Raw genomic sequence first — 16550 nt, forward strand, 5'->3', positions numbered from 1 at the left:
GTGCTCGGTGCCGATGTAGTTGTGGTTGAGCATCCTGGCCTCTTCCTGAGCCAGAACGACAACCCGCCGCGCGCGGTCGGTGAACCTCTCGAACATCTCCTCGCTCCTCACGTCCGCTCCTGCGAAGGCTTCGGCCCCGGAAGCCATTCCCCAGCCAGGAGTGCTACCCCCATCCAACATTCCTTCCGCCCTGAAATCGCCCCAGTACGCCGCGAGCGAAAATATCGCCTCCGGCATGTCAACAAACGTTGCACGCCCCGTCCATGTCAGTGGACTGCCACGTCCATGCGCGTGATGATCTGCGCATAGTGCGACTCGAGGCGTCCGCCCCTGCATATTCGCTGCAGCAGTGTGTACGTCAGAGGTCTTGTGACGTTTGTCGGCATCCGGGTAATTTTGAGCCATCAAGAGTGGCACAGAATTCCCGAGAAGAGGTGCCAAGACATTGGCTTCTGATTCCCCGATCGACCCGCTGGACGCCCCCTGGAACAATCCGCCGGATAGCGGCGAACTCATTTCAGCGGCCATGGACTGGCATTTCTCCGCGGCGACCGGCAGCGCGTTCTGGCTGGACCGGGCGGATGGCCTCGCCTTCGATCCGCGCAAGGACGTGCGCACCGTCGCGGATCTGCGGCGGTTTCCCAACATCGTCGACGAACTGCGTGACGTCCGGGTCGAGGACCTGATCCCCCGGGGCTACGGGGGCGGCGAGGGGCTGCCTCTGGTCGGGGAGAGCGGCGGCACGACCGGGCCGCCCAAGCGGGTCGTCTGGACGCCGGACGTCCTGCGGCGGGCGACCGACTGGCACGCGGCCGGGCTGGCGGCGCACGGTCCGATCCGGCCGGGCGGGTGGCTGTGCATGGGGCCGACCGATCCGCACATGGCCGGCACGCTGATCAGGGAGACCGCCGGGCGGTTCGGCGCCGTCTGCTTCCTGCTCGACCTCGACCCGCGCTGGGTGAAGCGGTGCATCGCGCGCGGTGCGCTCGAGGAGGTCGCGCTCTACGTCGAGCATGTGGTCGACCAGGCCGAATGGATCCTGCGCAGCCAGGACATCGCCGTCCTTTACAGCACTCCCCCGCTGCTCGAGGCCCTATGCCACCGGAAGGGACTGGCCGAGCTGGTGAACGAGCGCACTCAGATCATCGGATGGGGCGGCACCAAGATGGACACCGCCACTCGTGATCATTTCCAGCGGGAGGTGTTCCCGGACGTCACGCTGGTCGGCGGATACGCGAGTACGATGATCATCGGTGGCGTGGTGGAGCGGGCCGGTGCTGAACCCGGATCACCGGCGGTCTTCGACCCGCCCTCTCCGTTCACCGTCTTCTCGGTGATCGATCCGGCGACCGGCGAGAGCGTCCCGTACGGCGAGCGTGGGCAGGTTCTGCAGCACCACCTCAGCAGGGGAATGTTCCTGCCGAACAACCTCGAACGCGATTCCGCGATACGGGTACCCCATGTGTCGGGCCGTGACGGCGATGCGATCGCCGACGTTCATCCGATCGAGGAGTTCTCCGGGAAAGCCGTCATCGAGGGCGTCTATTGAGGCGGCGGTCCAGGGGAGACGAAATGAGCGAGAACATTCTCCGGCTGCTGTGGGAAATGCGCCGGGCGAAGAGGGCCGGGCCGGGCGAACTGGCCGGCCGCCGATCCGAACGGCTCACCAGGATCGTGACCCACGCTCGCACGCATTCCCGATACTACCGGGAATTCTATCGCGAGCTTCCCGAAAGGGTGGACGATATCGTCGAGCTGCCGGTCACGGACAAACGTCGGCTGATGCCCCGGTTCGACGACTGGGTCACCGACCCGGACGTGACGCTGGCGCGGGCCCGCGCGTTCATCGACGACCCCTCCCTGGTGGGGACGCCGTTCCTCGGCAGGTACCGGATCGGCACGACCTCGGGCACCACGGGCGTGCGCGGGATCTTCGTGTACGACCGGCTGAGCCGGGCCGTGACCAGCGCGCTCGCGCTGCGGGCGTTCGGAGGCTGGCTCACCCCCGCCGACGCCCTGGCCGTCGCCCGAGGGGGAGGCCGGGTGGCCTGGGTGCTGGCGACCGGGGGGCACTTCGGCTCGTCCACCGTGCTGCCGGCGTCCCGCCGAGGGGGCCTGCCGGACGGGCGCGCGCTGAAGGTCCTCTCGGTGTTCTCGCCGATGCCGGAGCTCGTCGAGCGGCTCAACCGGTATCAGCCGAACATCCTCGTCGGCTACGCCGGGCAGATCTCCCTGCTTGCGGGCGAGCAGGAGGCGGGCCGGCTGCAGATCTCCCCCCGGCTGGTCGTGCTGGCCGCCGAAGGGCTGTCCGGCGCGGCCTACGACCGGATCTCCGCGGTGTTCGGAGCGCGGATCGGCAACGGATACGGCGCCTGTGAGTTCATGTCCACCGCCATCGGCTGCGCCGAAGGCTGGCTGCATGTCAACGCCGACTGGGTGATCGTCGAACCCGTGGACGCCGAGCACCGGCCGACCGCGCCGGGCGAGCGATCCCACACCGTCCTGGTGACCAACCTCGCCAACCGCGTCCAGCCGATCCTGCGGTACGACCTCGGCGACTCGGTGCTCGCCCGTCCGGATCGGTGCCCCTGCGGCGACCCTTTCCAGGCCATCCGCGTGCAGGGGCGGGCCGGCGACGCCCTCTCCTTTGACGACGAGCACGGCGCGCCGGTGACGGTCGCGCCCGTGGCACTGGCCGGCGTGGTGGACCGCGCGCCGGGGCTGGAACTGGCACAGGTGGTGCAGACCGGCCGGACATCGCTGAAAGTGCGCGTCCAGGCGGCCTACAACGCCGAGGCCGACGCGGTCTGGCCGGTCATCCGTGACGAGATCTCGCGCTTCCTGGCCGCCCACGGGCTGAACCGCGTCACGGTGGAGCGCGCGTCCGATCCGCCGCAGCGGTCCGCCGGAGGCAAGTACCGCCTGATCATCCCATATGACGCTCGCGGGAGATGACTGTGAAGGGTGGAACGATGCGCCGAGCGGCGCCGCTCGGCTACGAGCTGAGCCCGGCGGAGGCGGAGCGAGCCGGCGCGGTGATGGCACGGCTGCGCCACGCCGCCGAGGGCGCGGACGAGACGGCGATCATCCGGGCCGCGCACGTTCGCGGCGGCCTCCTTCCCGAGGGGCTGCTCGGAGCGCTCGCCGACTTCCGGCGATTCGGCAACGAGCACGGCGTGCTGGCGGTACGGAACATCCCGATCACCCGCGACCTGCCCCCGACGCCGAGCCGGCCGGAGTCGGCGGCGCGCGGCTGCACGCCGTCGGTCGCCGCGCTGCTGCTCCTGATGTCACGGCTCGGCGATCCCATCGCGTACGCCGAGGAGAAGCGCGGGGCGCTCGTCCAGGACATCTGCCCGATCCCGGGCGAGGAGGAGCGTCAGGAGAACACCGGCGCGGTGTACTTCAAGCTGCACACCGAGAACGCCTTCCACACCCGCCGTCCCGACTTCGTCGGCCTGCTGTGCCTGCGCGGGGACCACGAACGCCGCGCCGCCTCGATCACCGCGTCCATCTCACAGGCGTACCCGGTGCTCTCGGCGGCCGACGTCGCCGTCCTTCGGGAACCACGGTTCCAGACCCGGCTGGCGCCGTCGTTCTGCCGCGGACGCGCCCGGCGGCCCTACACGAAGCCGGCGCCCATCATCACCGGAACCGCCGAGTTCCCGCGGATGTGCGTCGACTTCGACGACACGCGCCCGTGCGACGAGCCGGCGGCACGGGCACTGGCCTCGCTCGGCCGCGCGTTACAGCGGGTGCGACGCGAGTCGGTGCTGCGCCCAGGCGAACTCGCGATCATCGACAACTCCGCGGCCGTGCACGGCAGGGCCGCGTTCACCCCCCGCTACGACGGCTCCGACCGCTGGCTCCAGCGGATGTTCGTGGTCGAGACCGTACGGCCCCTGCTGGGCGAGGTCGAGCAGGGAAGTGTCTATCGATGCGGACCGCTGCCGTTCCCGGAGGTCACCGTGCCGTGAGGCACCACCATGATCTATTGAACATCGATGCCGCATGGGTAGACTGTCGGCAGGCAGAGCACCTGCCCGTGCCCGTACGCCCGCCCACGCCGGTCCGTACGACGAGGCCAAGAGTCCCCGACTCAGTGCACGGCAGTCCGCGTCACGGCAGTGCAGAGCCGACATCACGCTGGCGGACGCGTGGGGTACCGCCGGAGGATGCGATGAGCGAATCGCAGCGCCGCCGACCAGTCGGCGGCCGTGCTCGCAAACGGGCCGTACGGGCCCTGGCCGCCGAGAACAACCTTCCCTACTCAGTCGCAGCGCGCTGGCTCGCCTCCCCTCAGGCCGGCGAAGGCGATGTTCCGGCCGGCTACGGCCGTACCGTCTACCCGCCCAGTTCCGACATCCACCGGCACCGGCTGGTGGAGGGGCGCGAGCGGCGGGCGTACACCGAGCGTGTGCTCGACGCCCGGCTCGCCGCCGACCTTCCTTTCGGCCGCGGACGCCATCTGGCCGACCGGTTCCCGCCGACGCGCGGAGAACCCGGGACCAGAGTTGGACCGCTCTACCACGGCACCGGCCGCCCCGACGTGCTCGCCCTCCTGTACGCCGTGGTGGCGCGTGAGCGGCCGGAGGCCGTCCCGACGGCCGGCGACCTGGCGTGGGTGGCCGAGCTGGGCGAGGAGACCGCGGTCGACACGGCGTGCGGCGAGCTCGACCGCGCGGCGCGGCGGCTCCTGGACTGCGGGCGGGACGCCCTCCTCGGGCGCATCGAGGCCATGCTCGCCGCCGGGGCCGAGCATCCGAACTGGCGGATTCGAGAGGAGTCGGCCCGGCTGGCCGCCGCCTACCGCACCGGGACGACCCCGTACGACCGCCTCGGCGACGTCGACGCCAAGCCCGGCCTCGCGCTGCCGGGCGCGCGCCACACGCTCGACGCGCTGCTGGTCATCGCCGACGATGGGCATGCGCCCGCCACTCGGGCGCGGTTCCTCACCGGGCCGCATCGCGGCCGGAACGGGACGATCGTCGGCGCCGTCTGGGCGGACGCCGGCCCGCCGGTGTCCTACGACGTCCACCCCGACACCTCGGGGCATGCGGTCCGCGCCGTGCCCGGCGACCTCGCGATCGTCCCGGCTCGCCCGGCTCGGTGAGCCGGGCGTCTCATCACCGTTCGGCGTCCGAACACGGGGTCCGAGCGCCCGCCCGCCATCGCCGGCCGGCTCTTGTCGGCACCGATGGCAGGAGTGAATATGTTCATGATCACCTGATTCTGGAGCGGGAGAGAGAACATCATGAGGATTCTCGTCGCAGACCCAGATGCCGCCAGCCGCCGCTGGGTGCGGAGAATCGTAGATGAATGCCGCGGTCATGACGTGATGAACGAGGTCGCGGCCCCGTCCCAGGTCTTCGATGTGGTCATCCGCACTGACCCCGACGTCGTGGTGCTGTCCCTGGAGGTCGACATCGAGCATCCGAACCTCCTCTCCCGCCTCATCAGCGAGTCCGATGTCGCCGTCATCCTCATCGCGGTCACCGCGGGAGGCTCCGCGGTGTGGCGGGGCATGGCGGCGGGCGTCAGCGGCTACCTGCTGAAGGATCGGCTCGGAAGTGAGCTGCGGCTCGCGCTCGACTCGGCCGAGGCCGGCGGCACCTTCGTGTCGCCACCGCTGGTCAGACAGCTGATCGGGTATCTGGGCGACCGTTTCGGGCGACGGCCGGACGGCCGGACCACCGCGGAGATCAATCGGCGTCTGCTCCCACGTGAACGGGAGACGCTCTACCGCCTCGCGGCCGGACAGTCGACCGAGGAGATCGCCGAGGAGATGTCGGTCGCCTCCGCCACGGTGCGCGCGTACGTCTCCCGGATGCTGCGCAAGCTGGAGCTGCGCAGCCGGGGCGAGGCGATCGCCCTCGCCTACCGTTCCGGGTACTACTCGCCGGGTTCGGAGAGCGATCGGCCTCCCGTCTCCGACGACCTGCCCGACGTCGACCCGGCGGCCGTCTCGCTCGTGTGAGACGACTCCGCCCCGGACGTGAGCGCTCCGCTCAACGCCTCCTGCAAGCGTGCCAGTCCCGCCTCCTCGAACTGTTCCTCGATTCTCTCGATCAATCCGTCCGCGGTGAACGTCAGGAACACGGTCACCGGTGTCGCGACGGTGCTTCCCCGCGACGTGACCGCCAGTGAGACATAGTCGACGACGAGACGTCCCCGGCCATCCCGGAATCTGCGGTCCGTATAGCGCAACTTCCTCAGCGCCGACCACATCGGCCCGGTTCCGTCGAAGACCCCCCGCGCCGGCCGGTCGATCCGCTCGACGGAGTTCCAGATCGTGCATCCTGCGGCCAGCATGGCGCATCCCATAGAGAAGTCCCTCCGCTCAATGGCGTCGAGAAAGCAGTTCGCCGCTCTCAGCTCAACCGATTCCACAGAACCCTCTCCCATGCACGTTCCCGGTGCGCTAGCGTTCCCGCATGGCCGATGTAAAATTGCATTCCGCCTCGTTCAGTCAGCTCGATGCCGCCACTCTCTACGCGTTGCTGCGGCTCCGCGTGGACGTCTTCGTCGTCGAACAGCGTTGCCCATATCCAGAACTGGACGGCAGAGATCTGGAGCCGGCGACCGAGCATCTTTGGCTGGCCTCTCCCGGCGAGCCGCCGCTGGCGTACCTGCGCGTGCTCCACGACTCGGACGGCGCGCGCATCGGCCGCGTGGTCACCTCCGCGCGGTCGCGGGGCGCCGGCCTCGCCGGACGGCTCGTGGACGCCGCACTGACACTGGTCGGCCCCGCCCGGGCCGTGCGGCTGCACTCACAGATCACCGCTACGGGGCTTTACCTGCGCCGGGGCTTCACGACCGAGGGCTCGCCCTTCCTTGAGGACGGCATACCGCACATCGCCATGGTCCGTCCCGCCGTCCTCGCGCCTTAGCAGGAGGACCGCGAGGGCGGCGCACGGGATGGTGACGATCGCGTAGGCCACGCCCGGAACGGCGAGACGGGAGTCGTCGGCCGTCCCGAGGCTCAGCGCGATCGCAACGGCGAGCCCGCTGTTGTGCACCCCGATGTCCATCGCGGTGGCGACGGCCTGCGCGCCGGACACTCCGGCGAGCCGGGGAACGGCGTACCCGGTGGCCAGGCTGATCACGCAGAAGAGCACGGCGGCCGGACCGGCGTCGGCCAGATCGTCCAGGACGTCGTCGCGCTCGGTCAGCACGGTCGCCACGGCGAGGACCACGAGGAATCCCGTCGCGAGCACCTTGACGGGCCGGTCCACGCGGTCGGCCGCCTTCGCCCACCGGCCCCGCACCGCCATACCGGCCACGACCGGGATCACGATCAGGAGCCACAGGCCGACGAGCTCTCCGAAGCCCACCCGCACCTCACGCGCACCGTCGCCGAGGAAGTGCCCGGCCGAGAACCCGACCACTACCGGCAGGGTGACCGGCGCCAGCACCGAGTTCAGCGCGGTGAGCGCGAGGTTCAGGGCCACGTCGCCCTTCGCCAGATGGCTGAACAGCCCTGCGGTGGTGCCGCCGGGAGTGGCGGCCAGCAGCATCATCCCGGTGGCGAGGACAGGCGCGAGATCGAGCATGGTCACCAGCGCCAGGCAGACGGCCGGCAACAACAGGAGCTGACAGCAGAGCGCGACGGCCACGGCACGGGGGGATCGCGCCGCACGAGCGAAATCGGCGGGCGTGAGCGCCAGGCCCAAGCCCAGCATCAGGACGCCGACGACCACGGGCAGCAGCGCCGCGAGCAATGGATGAGTGCTCATTCTTCGACGCCCCACCGGACGAGCGTTCCACACCCCATGAAGAGATGCACGTGTTACCTCCCGAGTGATGCCCTGTTCTGACGCGGATGGTCGCATCAGTTCAGCCGCAAGGCAATCGGCGAGCCAATAAAATTCGAGCTCTCATCCTGGACCCTCGCGGAATGTTGACGACGATGTGCTCGTCCGTTCCAGGAAATGCACATCTGCGGCAACCCTGTCAATATGAGCAGTGTTGCCGGGCCGTCTCCTGCCCACTTATTTTGGTGCCACCAATTCCGGTTCCCGGCATTATCTCGAAGCGGTTCCGGCGGTCCGCCGGAAGGTGAGGAACCATGATCGAAGAAGCGACGGCACTGGACGGGCGCGTGGCCCCGGCGACGTCCCCGGTACTCGACCTCATCGAGGCACGGCATGCGGTGGATCTCGCGCTGCGCGAATTCCTCGATGCGAAACGGCGGTCGCTGACCGGAGGCGCCGGCGCACCTCTCGGCCCGGTGATCGACCTGCTGTCCGCCCTGGTCGCCGCGGGCGGCAAGCGGCTGCGGCCGCTGCTGTGCCTGTGCGGCTGGCACGCGGCCGGCGGAACCGGCGAGCGCGGGCCGGTGGTCCGGGCGGCGGCGGCGCTCGAACTGTTCCACATGTTCGCGCTCATCCACGACGACGTGATCGACGGTTCCGACACCCGGCGGGGCCGCCCCACGGCGCGCCGGGCCGTCGGCGACGACGCCGCCATTCTCGTGGGCGACCTGGCGCTGGTCTGGTCGGACGAGCTGATGCACGCCAGCGGGACCGAACCCGCACTGCTGCATGCGCTGCGGCCGCTGCTCGACGCCATGCGCACGGAACTGATGCTCGGCCAGTACCTCGATCTGCTGGCGACCCGCGACGAGGACGCCGACGTTGAGACGGGGCTCACCGTCCTCCACTACAAGAGCGCGAAGTACACCGTCGAGCGGCCCCTGCAGATCGGCGCGATGTTGGCGGGCGCGGACAGCGGCACCCTTGCGGCCTGCTCCCGCTTCGCGGTGCCGATCGGCGAAGCGTTCCAGCTCCGCGACGACCTGCTCGGAATCTTCGGCGATCCCACGGTGACCGGCAAGTCACGGTTGGACGACCTGCGCGACGGCAAAGGCACCACGTTGCTCGCCCTCGCCCGCGGTCGGGCGGACCCCGCCCAGCGCGAGGTTCTCCTGCGGCTGGTCGGCGATCCGAGTCTGGACGAGGCGGGCGCCCGGGCCGTGCGCGACGTCCTCGTCTCCACGGGCGCCGCCGCGGCCGTCGAGGACATGATCCGGGAGCGTGAGCGAGCCGGCCTCGCCGCGCTGGCCGAGGCTCCGTTCACCGAAACCGGCCGGGCCGCGCTCCGGCGGATCGCCCGGGCGGCCGTCACCCGGACCTCGTGACCCCGCTCGTCCCTTCTCCGGCCTTCCGCGGCCCGTATGTGAGGCCCGTAAGCGCGCGTTCACCCGACCGTGTTCACCGACCACGAGGAGCACCATGAACCACCCGTCGCTCACCGGGCCGAGGCTCTCGCCGGAAACCGAGGCGGACGGCCTGCTGGCCGATTCGGCGGCGGACGGCTGGGCGCAGATCAGTCCGTCACCCTACGAGAACGCGCGGGTGGTCACCGTCGCCCCCTGGCTCGCGGGGCACGGCCGGCGGATCCGCCATCTCTGCGAGCGGCAGGCGCACGACGGAGGCTGGGGTGTGACCGGCTTCCGACTGGTTCCGACCCTGAGTGCCGTGGAGGCACTGCTGACCGTCTGCACAAGGCGGCACGGACCCGACGCCGAAGTCCCCTTCGAGCCCGTCGTCACGGCGGCGGTGAAGGGGCTGGCGACCCTGCGGAGGTGGCTGGACCCCGGCCTCCGGCATCCCGAGGCCACGGCGCTACCGGACACCGTGGCCATCGAGATCGTCGTGCCGGCCCTCGTCGAGATGATCAACGGGCACCTGGCCGGGCATGTCGCGGACCCGCCGTCCGGCCTGCCCGATCTCGGGCCTGCGACGCTTCGCTCCCCCGCGGGCACCGACGCGGAACTGCTGGCGACGCTGCGCGAGGCGACCGTGTCCAGGCGCGCCCTGCCGCCGAAGGCTTGGCACGCCTGGGAGTTCCTCGCGCCGGGGTGGTCGTGCGCCGCCGAGGCGCGGCCGATCGAAGGCTCGGTGGGCTGCTCGCCAGCGGCGACCGCCGCCTGGCTGGGCGGGCGTCCGGGCGGTCCGGCCGCCCCGGGCGTCCCCGGGACGGCGCCGTGGCCGCGGACACCCGCGGCGCGGGACGCCGGGCGCTTCCTCAACGACTTGCAGGAGCACCGGAGCGGACTGCTGCCCCTCGGGGCGCCGATGCCCAACTTCGAGCGGGCCTGGGTGCTCGGCACTCTGGCGGCGCACGGCGTGCCGCACACCGCTCCCGCCGCGATGCTCGACGCGCTCGACGCCGCTCTGGGCGAGGACGGGATGGCCGCCGGGCACGGCCTGCCGCCGGACACCGACGACACGGCGTCCGCGCTTTACGCGCTGGCCCTGCACGGGCGTGAACGCCGGCCCGACAGCCTCCTCCGCTATTACGACGGCGGCCACTTCTGCACGTATCACGACGAGCGCACCGCGTCGCCCACGGCGAACGCCCACGCGATCGAGGCACTGGGCGCCTGGCTGTCCCTGCGGCCCGGAGAGGACGGCCGGTACCGTCCGGCACTGAACGGGGCGGTGGACTGGCTGCTGGAATCGCAGAGCCCCGACGGCCGCTGGGACGACAAGTGGAACGGCTCGCCGTACTACGCGACCGCCTGCTGCGCGCAGGCCCTCACCGCCTACGGAGGCGAGGGCGCGCGCCCCGCAGTGGAACGGGCGGTGGGCTGGATCCTCGGCACCGAGCTGCCCGGCGGCCGATGGGGCCATGGGGACGGGACGGTCGAGGAGACCGCGTACGCGGTGCTGACGTTGCGGCTCGACCGCGAGACCCCCCGTGCCGCCACGGTCCGAGGGGCCCTCTCGCGCGCGGCGCGCACGCTCAGTGACGGCGACGTCACCGAGGACAGCACACCGCTCTGGATCGGCAAGGACGTCTACGTGCCGGTACGCATCGTCCGCGCGAGCCGAATCGCCGCGCTCCACGTCCTCAACGCCCGCGGGCTGCCCGACGGAGGCCACTGATGCACCCCCGGACCGGCGAACTCCTCATTCCCTGCCCCTTCCCCGATCGCTCCAGTCCGCACGGCGAGGACGCGGCGGCCTACGTCCGGGAGGTCGCCGCCGAGGTCGGGATACGGGGGCGCGCCGAGACCATGGTCCTGCACGGGATGGCGCTGGGTGAGGCGGCCGCCCTGACCTATCCGGACGCCGACATCGGACGGCTGCGCGTCGCGGCCCTGTGGATCGCCTTCCTCGTGCTGTTCGACGACGCCTGGAGCGACCTGCGCAGTCTCGAAGGGGACTGGCTGCCGCCCGTGCTCGACCAGCACCGGGCCGTGGAGCGGGTTCTGAAGGGCCGGCCCGCCACCGCCACCGATGATCCGCTGGTCCGGCTGCTCGCACGCCTCCTGTCGGACATCACGGACCTCGCCCCCGGCTGGGAGGACACCCGCCTGCGTCAGGAGATCGGCCGGTACCTGGCCGGGACGCTGTGGGAGCTCGACCTTCGCAGCCGGGGCCGCGTCGCGGACCTCACCACGTACCTGCGGATGCGCAGGTACTTCAGCACGATGACCGTCCAGTTGGAGCTCGACTACTTCGTCTGCCGCCTCAGCCTGCCCGAACGGGTGCGCACCCATCCATGCGTGCGTCTCGTGGACGCGGCGGTCGCGGACTATGCCTGCATCGCGAACGACCTCTACTCCTACGAGGCAGAGCGAGAGAACGGCCTGGCCCAGAATGTGATCCCCGTACTGCGGCATGAGTTCGGCTGGGACGAGGATCGTGCCTGGAGCCACGCTCTCCGGCTCTGCGCCCGCGCTCTGCGGACCTTCACCGACGTACGCGATCGTCTTTCCCGCTACGGGATCGAACCGGATGAGCGCACGCGCCGCTACTTCGAGCACTACGAGGCGTTCATGTCGGCCGCCGTCCGCTGGCCGGCCCGCTCGGAGCGCTACCGGTCCGACGCGACCGGCTTCGTCCACCCCTGATGCCCCCGCACCTCGTCCGGCTCCGTCCCCGGGCTCGGTCCCGCTTCGCCCGGGACTTCTCCACGACACGAAAGGCAGGCACAGGTGTCCACGATCCTCGATCCCCGACCCGCCGCGCAGTCCCCGCCCCTCGTCCCGGGCGCACTGCCGCTGCTCGGCCACGGCGTCTCGCTCGTCCGGCGGCGCCTGGAGTTCCTCAGGCAGGCCCGTGCCTACGGGCCGATCGTCGAACTGCGGATCGGGCCCACGGCGGCCTACCTGGTGAACGAGCACACGCTGCTGCGCCAGATGCTGGTGCAGGACGCCGCCCGCTTCCCCCGCGGCATCCACTTCCAGAAGGCCCGCGCCGTGGCCGGGAATGGGATCATCACGGCCTCGGGCCCCGAGCACCGGCGGCAGCGCCGGCTCGTGCTGCCCGCGTTCAACCGCAAGCGGGTCGAGGTCTACGCCCAGGTGATGCGCGAGATCGCCGTCCAGCGCATTGAGGGCTGGCCGCAGGACCGGCCCATGGAGCTGAAGCCGGAGTTCGTCGGCCTGGCGACCAGGGTCGGCACCAAGGCGCTGTTCTCGGCGGAGCTGGCCACCCCGGCGGTCGCGACGGTCGAACGCGCCCTGCCGGTCCTCACCCGCCGGGTCAGTCTGCGGGCCATGGATCCCACCGGCCTCCTGGAACGGCTGCCCACCCCCGGTAACCGCCGTTTCGCCACGATGATGGACGAGCTGCACGGCATGATCGACGGCATCATCGGCACGTACCGGGCGACCGAGCGGGACCGTGACGACCTGCTGTCGATGCTGATGGCCGCGCGCGACGACGAGACCGGTCGCGCGATGACCGACCGACAGCTGCGCGACGAGATCATCAGCATCCTGCTGTCCTCCGCCGAGACCACCGCTCTCACGCTGAGCTGGGCCTGCCACGAGCTGGGCCGCCATCCTTCGGTGCAGCGCCGGCTGCAGGACGAGGTGGACGCCGTCCTCGGCGGAAGGGCACCGGAGCACCACGAGCTCGGAGCACTCGATCTCACCAGGAGGATCATCAAGGAGACGCTGCGGCTCTACCCGCCGACCTACTTTCTGTCACGGACGGCGGTGGAGGAGGCCGAACTGGGGGGCTATCGCATCCCCAAGGGCACCACGATGCTCTACTCCTTCTTCTCCCAGCACCGTGACCCCCGCCTGTTCCCCCGTCCCGACCATTTCGACCCCGATCGCTGGTTGCCGAACCGTTCCGCCGACGTCACTCCGGACGCCTACCTCCCCTTCGGCGAAGGGGCGCACCGGTGCGTGGGAGAGGGGTTCGCCTATGCCGAGGCCATGACCGTCCTCGCTCTGATCGCCGGCCGCTGGCAGCTGCGTCCGGTACCGGGCGAAAGGGTCCGGCCGGTCGGCACCGTGACCCTGGTGCCGGCCGATCTGCGGATGACGGTGCGGCGCCGAACGCGATGAGAGGAGCCGCCCTGATGCGAGTCACCATCGACCCCGTCCGGTGCATCGGCGCCGGACAGTGCGTACTCAGCGCTCCCGAGGTGTTCGACCAGGACGATGAAGGTGTGGTCACCCTCAGGGAGGAACGGCCGGACCCCGCCGTCGGCGACGTGGTCCGCGAGGCCGCGGCCAGATGCCCCGTGGAAGCGATCGGCGTCGAGACGATCGGCCGGGGGGACTGATGCTCGACGGGATACGCGGCCCCGCCGACCTCCGGCGGATGACCCATGCCGAGCTGGACCGGCTGGCCGCCGAGACGAGGGCCTTCCTCGTGGAGACGGTCACACGCACCGGAGGCCATCTCGGACCGAACCTCGGGGTGATCGAGCTGACCTTCGCCTTGCACCGGGTCTTCCGCTCCCCGGCCGAGCCGATCCTCTGGGACACCGGCCACCAGGCCTACGTGCACAAACTGATCACCGGACGCCAGGACTTCTCCCGGCTGCGCAAGAAGGGCGGCTTGTCGGGCTACCCGAACCGCGAAGAGTCCGAGCATGACCACATCGAGAACTCGCACGCGTCCACGGTGATCTCCTACGCCGACGGCCTGACCAAGGCGCACCGCCTCAGGGGCGTGACCGGCCGCCCCGTCGTCGCGGTCATCGGGGACGGCGCGCTGACCGGCGGGATGGCGTGGGAGGCACTGAACAACATCGCCGCGGTGCCCGACCGTCCCGTGATCATTGTGATCAACGACAACGCCCGATCCTACGCGCCGACCATCGGCGGGCTCGCCGCGCATCTCACCGCGCTCCGAGCGAGCCGCGGGTACGAGGACCTCCTCCGCCGGGGCAGGAAGCTGTTCGGGGGAACGCCGGCCTATCCGCTCCTGCACAGCTTCAAGAAGGGGCTCAAGGACCTGATCATGCCCCAGGCCATGTTCGAGGACCTGGGGCTCAAGTACATCGGTCCCGTCGACGGGCACGACATCGCCGCGACCGAGGCCGCGCTCCACGCCGCCCGGGACTTCGGCGGTCCCGTGATCGTGCACTGCGTGACCCGGAAGGGGCAGGGGTACCGGCACGCCGAGAACGATGAGAAGGATCGCTTCCACGGCATCGGCGTGATCGATCCCGCCACCGGGCGGGCGTTCCCGGCCCCCGCGCCGCCACCCAGCTGGACCTCGGTCTTCGCCGAGGAGATGATCGCGCTCGGCCGGGAACGCGACGACGTGGTGGCCGTGACGGCCGCGATGCTGCACCCCGTGGGGCTGGGCGGGTTCGCCGAGGCCCACCCGGAGCGGATCTTCGACGTCGGCATCGCCGAACAGCACGCCGTCACCTCGGCGGCCGGCCTGGCGATGGGCGGGCTGCATCCCGTCGTGGCCGTCTACGCCACCTTCATGAACCGTGCCTTCGACCAAGTCCTCATGGACGTCGCGCTGCACCGGGCCGGTGTCACCTTCGTGCTCGACCGCGCCGGGATCACCGGCGACGACGGACCGAGCCACAACGGGATGTGGGACCTCTCGGTGTTCCAGGCCGTCCCAGGTCTGAGGCTGGCCGCGCCCCGCGACCCGGCGCGGCTCCGCGAGCAGCTGCGCGAAGCCGTGGACGTCGCCGACGCGCCGACCGCGCTCCGCTTCCCCAAAGGATCCGCCGTGCCGGACATTCCCGCGCTCGACCGGACCGGCGGTGTCGACGTGCTCGCCCGGAGCGCGCCGCGAGGCGGGCGCGGCGACCTGCTCCTGGTCTCCGTCGGGGCGATGGCGGCGACCTGCGTGGAGGTGGCGCGTCGGCTCGGCGAGCGAGGAGCGGCGATCACCGTTGTCGACCCTCGCTGGGTGAAGCCGGTGGACGAGGCCCTGCTCGCTCTCGCCGCGTCCCACCGGGGCGTCGCGACCGTTGAGGACAACCTGCGAGCGGGCGGAGCCGGAGCGGCCGTGGCCTCGGCGCTGCGGGACGCCGGGATCGACGTTCCCTGCCACGTCCTCGGAATTCCCCGCGCGTTCCTGCCGCACGCGGCGCGCCACGAGGTGCTCGACGAGATCGGCCTGTCCGCCGACGGCCTCGAGCGCGAGCTGACCACCTTCCTCGGGCGACTCGCGCCGGGGGGACGAAACCGGATGACGGCCTCATGACCGGTGGGGGGAAACCTGTGCGACGGCGTGTACTGCTGGCAGCCCCGCGCGGCTCTTGTGCGGGCGTGGAGCGTGCGGTGAAGAGCGTGCACAGGGCTCTCGAGCTGTACGGAGCCCCGGTGTACGTGCGCAAACAGATCGTCCACAACGTGCACGTGGTGGAGACCCTGCGGAACCTCGGGGCCGTGTTCGTCGAGGAGCTGGACGAGGTTCCCGAGGGCGCCGTCGTGGTCTTCTCGGCGCACGGGGTGGCGCCACAGGTCAAGGCGGAGGCCGCCGCGCGAGGGTTGGTGACCGTCGACGCGACCTGCCCGCTGGTGACGAAGGTGCACAACGAGGCCCGCAGGTTCGCCGCCGAAGGACGCGACATCCTGCTGATCGGCCACCATGACCACGAGGAGGTCGTCGGCACGATGGGCGAGGCCCCGGCCCACGTCCGGCTGGTCGACGGGCCCGCCGCCGTCGACGACGTGACCGTCCGCGATCCGGAGCGGGTGGCTTGGCTCTCGCAGACCACTCTGTCGGTCGACGAGACCATGGAGACCGTGGCCCGGCTCAGGGAACGCTTTCCGGGGCTCGTGTCCCCGCCCGGTGACGACATCTGCTTCGCGACCCAGAACCGTCAGCAGGCCGTGAAGGAGATCGCCCCGGCCTGCGACCTCGTGATCGTCGTGGGGTCGCGCAACTCCTCCAACTCGATCCGGCTCTGCGAGGTGGCGGTCGAGGCCGGGGCCGGCGGGGCCCGTCTCGTGGACTTCGCCGACGAGGTCGACCCCGCCTGGCTCGACGGCGTGCGGACGGTGGGCGTGACCGCGGGAGCCTCGGTCCCCGAGGAGCTCGTGCGAGAACTGCTCCGCCGGCTCGCCGGTGCGGGCTTCGACGACGTCGAGGACGTCGTCACGGGACACGAAGAGACGGTCTTCGCCCTCCCCCGCGAGCTGGGCGAGCGGGCGTCCCGTCCGGCGAAAGGCAGGAACTCACCGTGAGGATCGCTCTCGGAATGCCGTCGTACCGGCCACGCGCCGAGCGCCGCCGGTCCCGTCAGATCATGGTCGGTGCGGTGCCGGTGGGCGGGGACGCCCCGGTCTCGGTGCAGTCGATGACCACCACGCTGACCGC

Annotated in this window: 16 protein-coding genes and 1 pseudogene; 14 read left to right on the plus strand and 3 right to left on the minus strand. The window is 70.9% G+C overall.

All coding sequences use genetic code 11. The features are described from left to right. A partial coding sequence (locus E1291_RS28700) for a Clp protease N-terminal domain-containing protein (protein ID WP_131741203.1) occupies window positions 1–237 on the minus strand: 237 nt, incomplete at its 3' end. Between the two features lie 208 nt (window positions 238–445). Here E1291_RS28700 and E1291_RS28705 point away from each other — a divergent pair. The 5 genes from E1291_RS28705 (at window position 446) to E1291_RS28725 (ending at window position 5977) form a co-directional block, all read left to right on the plus strand. Then, window positions 446–1549, plus strand: coding sequence for an acyl-CoA synthetase family protein (locus tag E1291_RS28705; RefSeq protein ID WP_165495321.1), 1104 nt, complete (start codon window positions 446–448; stop codon window positions 1547–1549). Between the two features lie 23 nt (window positions 1550–1572). After that, a complete protein-coding gene (locus E1291_RS28710) occupies window positions 1573–2955 on the plus strand; it encodes a phenylacetate--CoA ligase family protein (protein ID WP_131741204.1) in 1383 nt (460 codons plus the stop codon). A 17-nt stretch (window positions 2956–2972) separates the two neighbouring features. Then, on the plus strand, window positions 2973–3977 hold the full coding sequence (locus E1291_RS28715) for a TauD/TfdA family dioxygenase (RefSeq protein WP_165495322.1): 1005 nt from the start codon (window positions 2973–2975) through the stop codon (window positions 3975–3977). Window positions 3978–4180: 203 nt separating this feature from the next. Beyond that, the gene (locus E1291_RS28720; RefSeq protein ID WP_131741206.1) at window positions 4181–5113 is read left to right on the plus strand and encodes a hypothetical protein; all 933 of its coding nucleotides are present in this window, start codon (window positions 4181–4183) and stop codon (window positions 5111–5113) included. Between the two features lie 225 nt (window positions 5114–5338). After that, window positions 5339–5977, plus strand: coding sequence for a LuxR C-terminal-related transcriptional regulator (locus E1291_RS28725; RefSeq protein ID WP_165495323.1), 639 nt, complete (start codon window positions 5339–5341; stop codon window positions 5975–5977). Here E1291_RS28725 and E1291_RS28730 read toward each other — a convergent pair. After that, a complete protein-coding gene (locus E1291_RS28730; RefSeq protein WP_131741208.1) occupies window positions 5893–6390 on the minus strand; it encodes a hypothetical protein in 498 nt (165 codons plus the stop codon). The two genes, E1291_RS28725 and E1291_RS28730, sit on opposite strands and share 85 nt — an antisense overlap. A gap of 44 nt (window positions 6391–6434) precedes the next feature. Here E1291_RS28730 and E1291_RS28735 point away from each other — a divergent pair, with 44 nt between their 5' ends. Beyond that, window positions 6435–6890 (plus strand): GNAT family N-acetyltransferase, encoded by a 456-nt coding sequence (locus E1291_RS28735; protein WP_131741209.1) that lies wholly within the window; start codon window positions 6435–6437, stop codon window positions 6888–6890. Here E1291_RS28735 and E1291_RS28740 read toward each other — a convergent pair. Then, window positions 6771–7736 carry a bile acid:sodium symporter family protein gene (locus tag E1291_RS28740; RefSeq protein WP_131741210.1) on the minus strand — a complete coding sequence of 322 codons (966 nt, stop codon included), beginning with the start codon at window positions 7734–7736 and terminating at the stop codon, window positions 6771–6773. The two genes, E1291_RS28735 and E1291_RS28740, sit on opposite strands and share 120 nt — an antisense overlap. A gap of 332 nt (window positions 7737–8068) precedes the next feature. On the opposite strand from E1291_RS28740, the gene E1291_RS28745 reads away from it, so the two are divergent. The 8 genes and pseudogenes from E1291_RS28745 to E1291_RS44220 all read left to right on the plus strand — a co-directional run. Then, on the plus strand, window positions 8069–9139 hold the full coding sequence (locus tag E1291_RS28745; RefSeq protein WP_131741211.1) for a polyprenyl synthetase family protein: 1071 nt from the start codon (window positions 8069–8071) through the stop codon (window positions 9137–9139). 94 nt (window positions 9140–9233) lie between these two features. Beyond that, entirely contained in the window at window positions 9234–10892 is a 1659-nt protein-coding gene (locus E1291_RS28750) for a prenyltransferase/squalene oxidase repeat-containing protein (RefSeq protein WP_131741212.1), read from the plus strand. Further along, entirely contained in the window at window positions 10892–11863 is a 972-nt protein-coding gene (locus E1291_RS28755) for a terpene synthase family protein (RefSeq protein WP_131741213.1), read from the plus strand. The genes E1291_RS28750 and E1291_RS28755 overlap by 1 nt, the downstream gene beginning before the upstream one ends. A gap of 84 nt (window positions 11864–11947) precedes the next feature. After that, entirely contained in the window at window positions 11948–13312 is a 1365-nt protein-coding gene (locus tag E1291_RS28760) for a cytochrome P450 (protein WP_131741214.1), read from the plus strand. Window positions 13313–13326: 14 nt separating this feature from the next. Beyond that, window positions 13327–13533 carry a ferredoxin gene (locus E1291_RS28765; RefSeq protein WP_131741215.1) on the plus strand — a complete coding sequence of 69 codons (207 nt, stop codon included), beginning with the start codon at window positions 13327–13329 and terminating at the stop codon, window positions 13531–13533. Beyond that, window positions 13533–15431, plus strand: coding sequence for a 1-deoxy-D-xylulose-5-phosphate synthase (gene dxs, locus E1291_RS28770; protein WP_131741216.1), 1899 nt, complete (start codon window positions 13533–13535; stop codon window positions 15429–15431). The genes E1291_RS28765 and dxs overlap by 1 nt, the downstream gene beginning before the upstream one ends. Continuing rightward, window positions 15428–16417: a 4-hydroxy-3-methylbut-2-enyl diphosphate reductase gene (locus E1291_RS28775; protein ID WP_131741217.1), complete on the plus strand. Its 990-nt coding sequence runs from the start codon at window positions 15428–15430 to the stop codon at window positions 16415–16417. The genes dxs and E1291_RS28775 overlap by 4 nt, the downstream gene beginning before the upstream one ends. A 14-nt stretch (window positions 16418–16431) precedes the next feature. Beyond that, window positions 16432–16550: pseudogene (locus E1291_RS44220) on the plus strand (flavodoxin-dependent (E)-4-hydroxy-3-methylbut-2-enyl-diphosphate synthase); the annotation flags it as partial.

It is taken from the genome of Actinomadura roseirufa (genome assembly GCF_900659635.1).
In the GTDB taxonomy this organism is placed as follows: domain Bacteria; phylum Actinomycetota; class Actinomycetes; order Streptosporangiales; family Streptosporangiaceae; genus Spirillospora; species Spirillospora roseirufa.

Bases quoted from the DNA above. Each gene is read 5' to 3' on its own strand.
- E1291_RS28745 (WP_131741211.1), top strand. From the start codon at position 8,069: ATGATCGAAGAAGCGACGGCACTGGACGGGCGCGTGGCCCCGGCGACG.
- E1291_RS28715 (WP_165495322.1), top strand. From the start codon at position 2,973: ATGCGCCGAGCGGCGCCGCTCGGCTACGAGCTGAGCCCGGCGGAGGCG.
- E1291_RS28765 (WP_131741215.1), top strand. From the start codon at position 13,327: ATGCGAGTCACCATCGACCCCGTCCGGTGCATCGGCGCCGGACAGTGC.
- E1291_RS28775 (WP_131741217.1), top strand. From the start codon at position 15,428: ATGACCGGTGGGGGGAAACCTGTGCGACGGCGTGTACTGCTGGCAGCC.
- E1291_RS28710 (WP_131741204.1), top strand. From the start codon at position 1,573: ATGAGCGAGAACATTCTCCGGCTGCTGTGGGAAATGCGCCGGGCGAAG.
- E1291_RS28725 (WP_165495323.1), top strand. From the start codon at position 5,339: ATGAACGAGGTCGCGGCCCCGTCCCAGGTCTTCGATGTGGTCATCCGC.
- E1291_RS28720 (WP_131741206.1), top strand. From the start codon at position 4,181: ATGAGCGAATCGCAGCGCCGCCGACCAGTCGGCGGCCGTGCTCGCAAA.
- E1291_RS28740 (WP_131741210.1), bottom strand. From the start codon at position 7,736: ATGAGCACTCATCCATTGCTCGCGGCGCTGCTGCCCGTGGTCGTCGGC.
- E1291_RS28735 (WP_131741209.1), top strand. From the start codon at position 6,435: ATGGCCGATGTAAAATTGCATTCCGCCTCGTTCAGTCAGCTCGATGCC.
- E1291_RS28750 (WP_131741212.1), top strand. From the start codon at position 9,234: ATGAACCACCCGTCGCTCACCGGGCCGAGGCTCTCGCCGGAAACCGAG.
- E1291_RS28755 (WP_131741213.1), top strand. From the start codon at position 10,892: ATGCACCCCCGGACCGGCGAACTCCTCATTCCCTGCCCCTTCCCCGAT.
- dxs (WP_131741216.1), top strand. From the start codon at position 13,533: ATGCTCGACGGGATACGCGGCCCCGCCGACCTCCGGCGGATGACCCAT.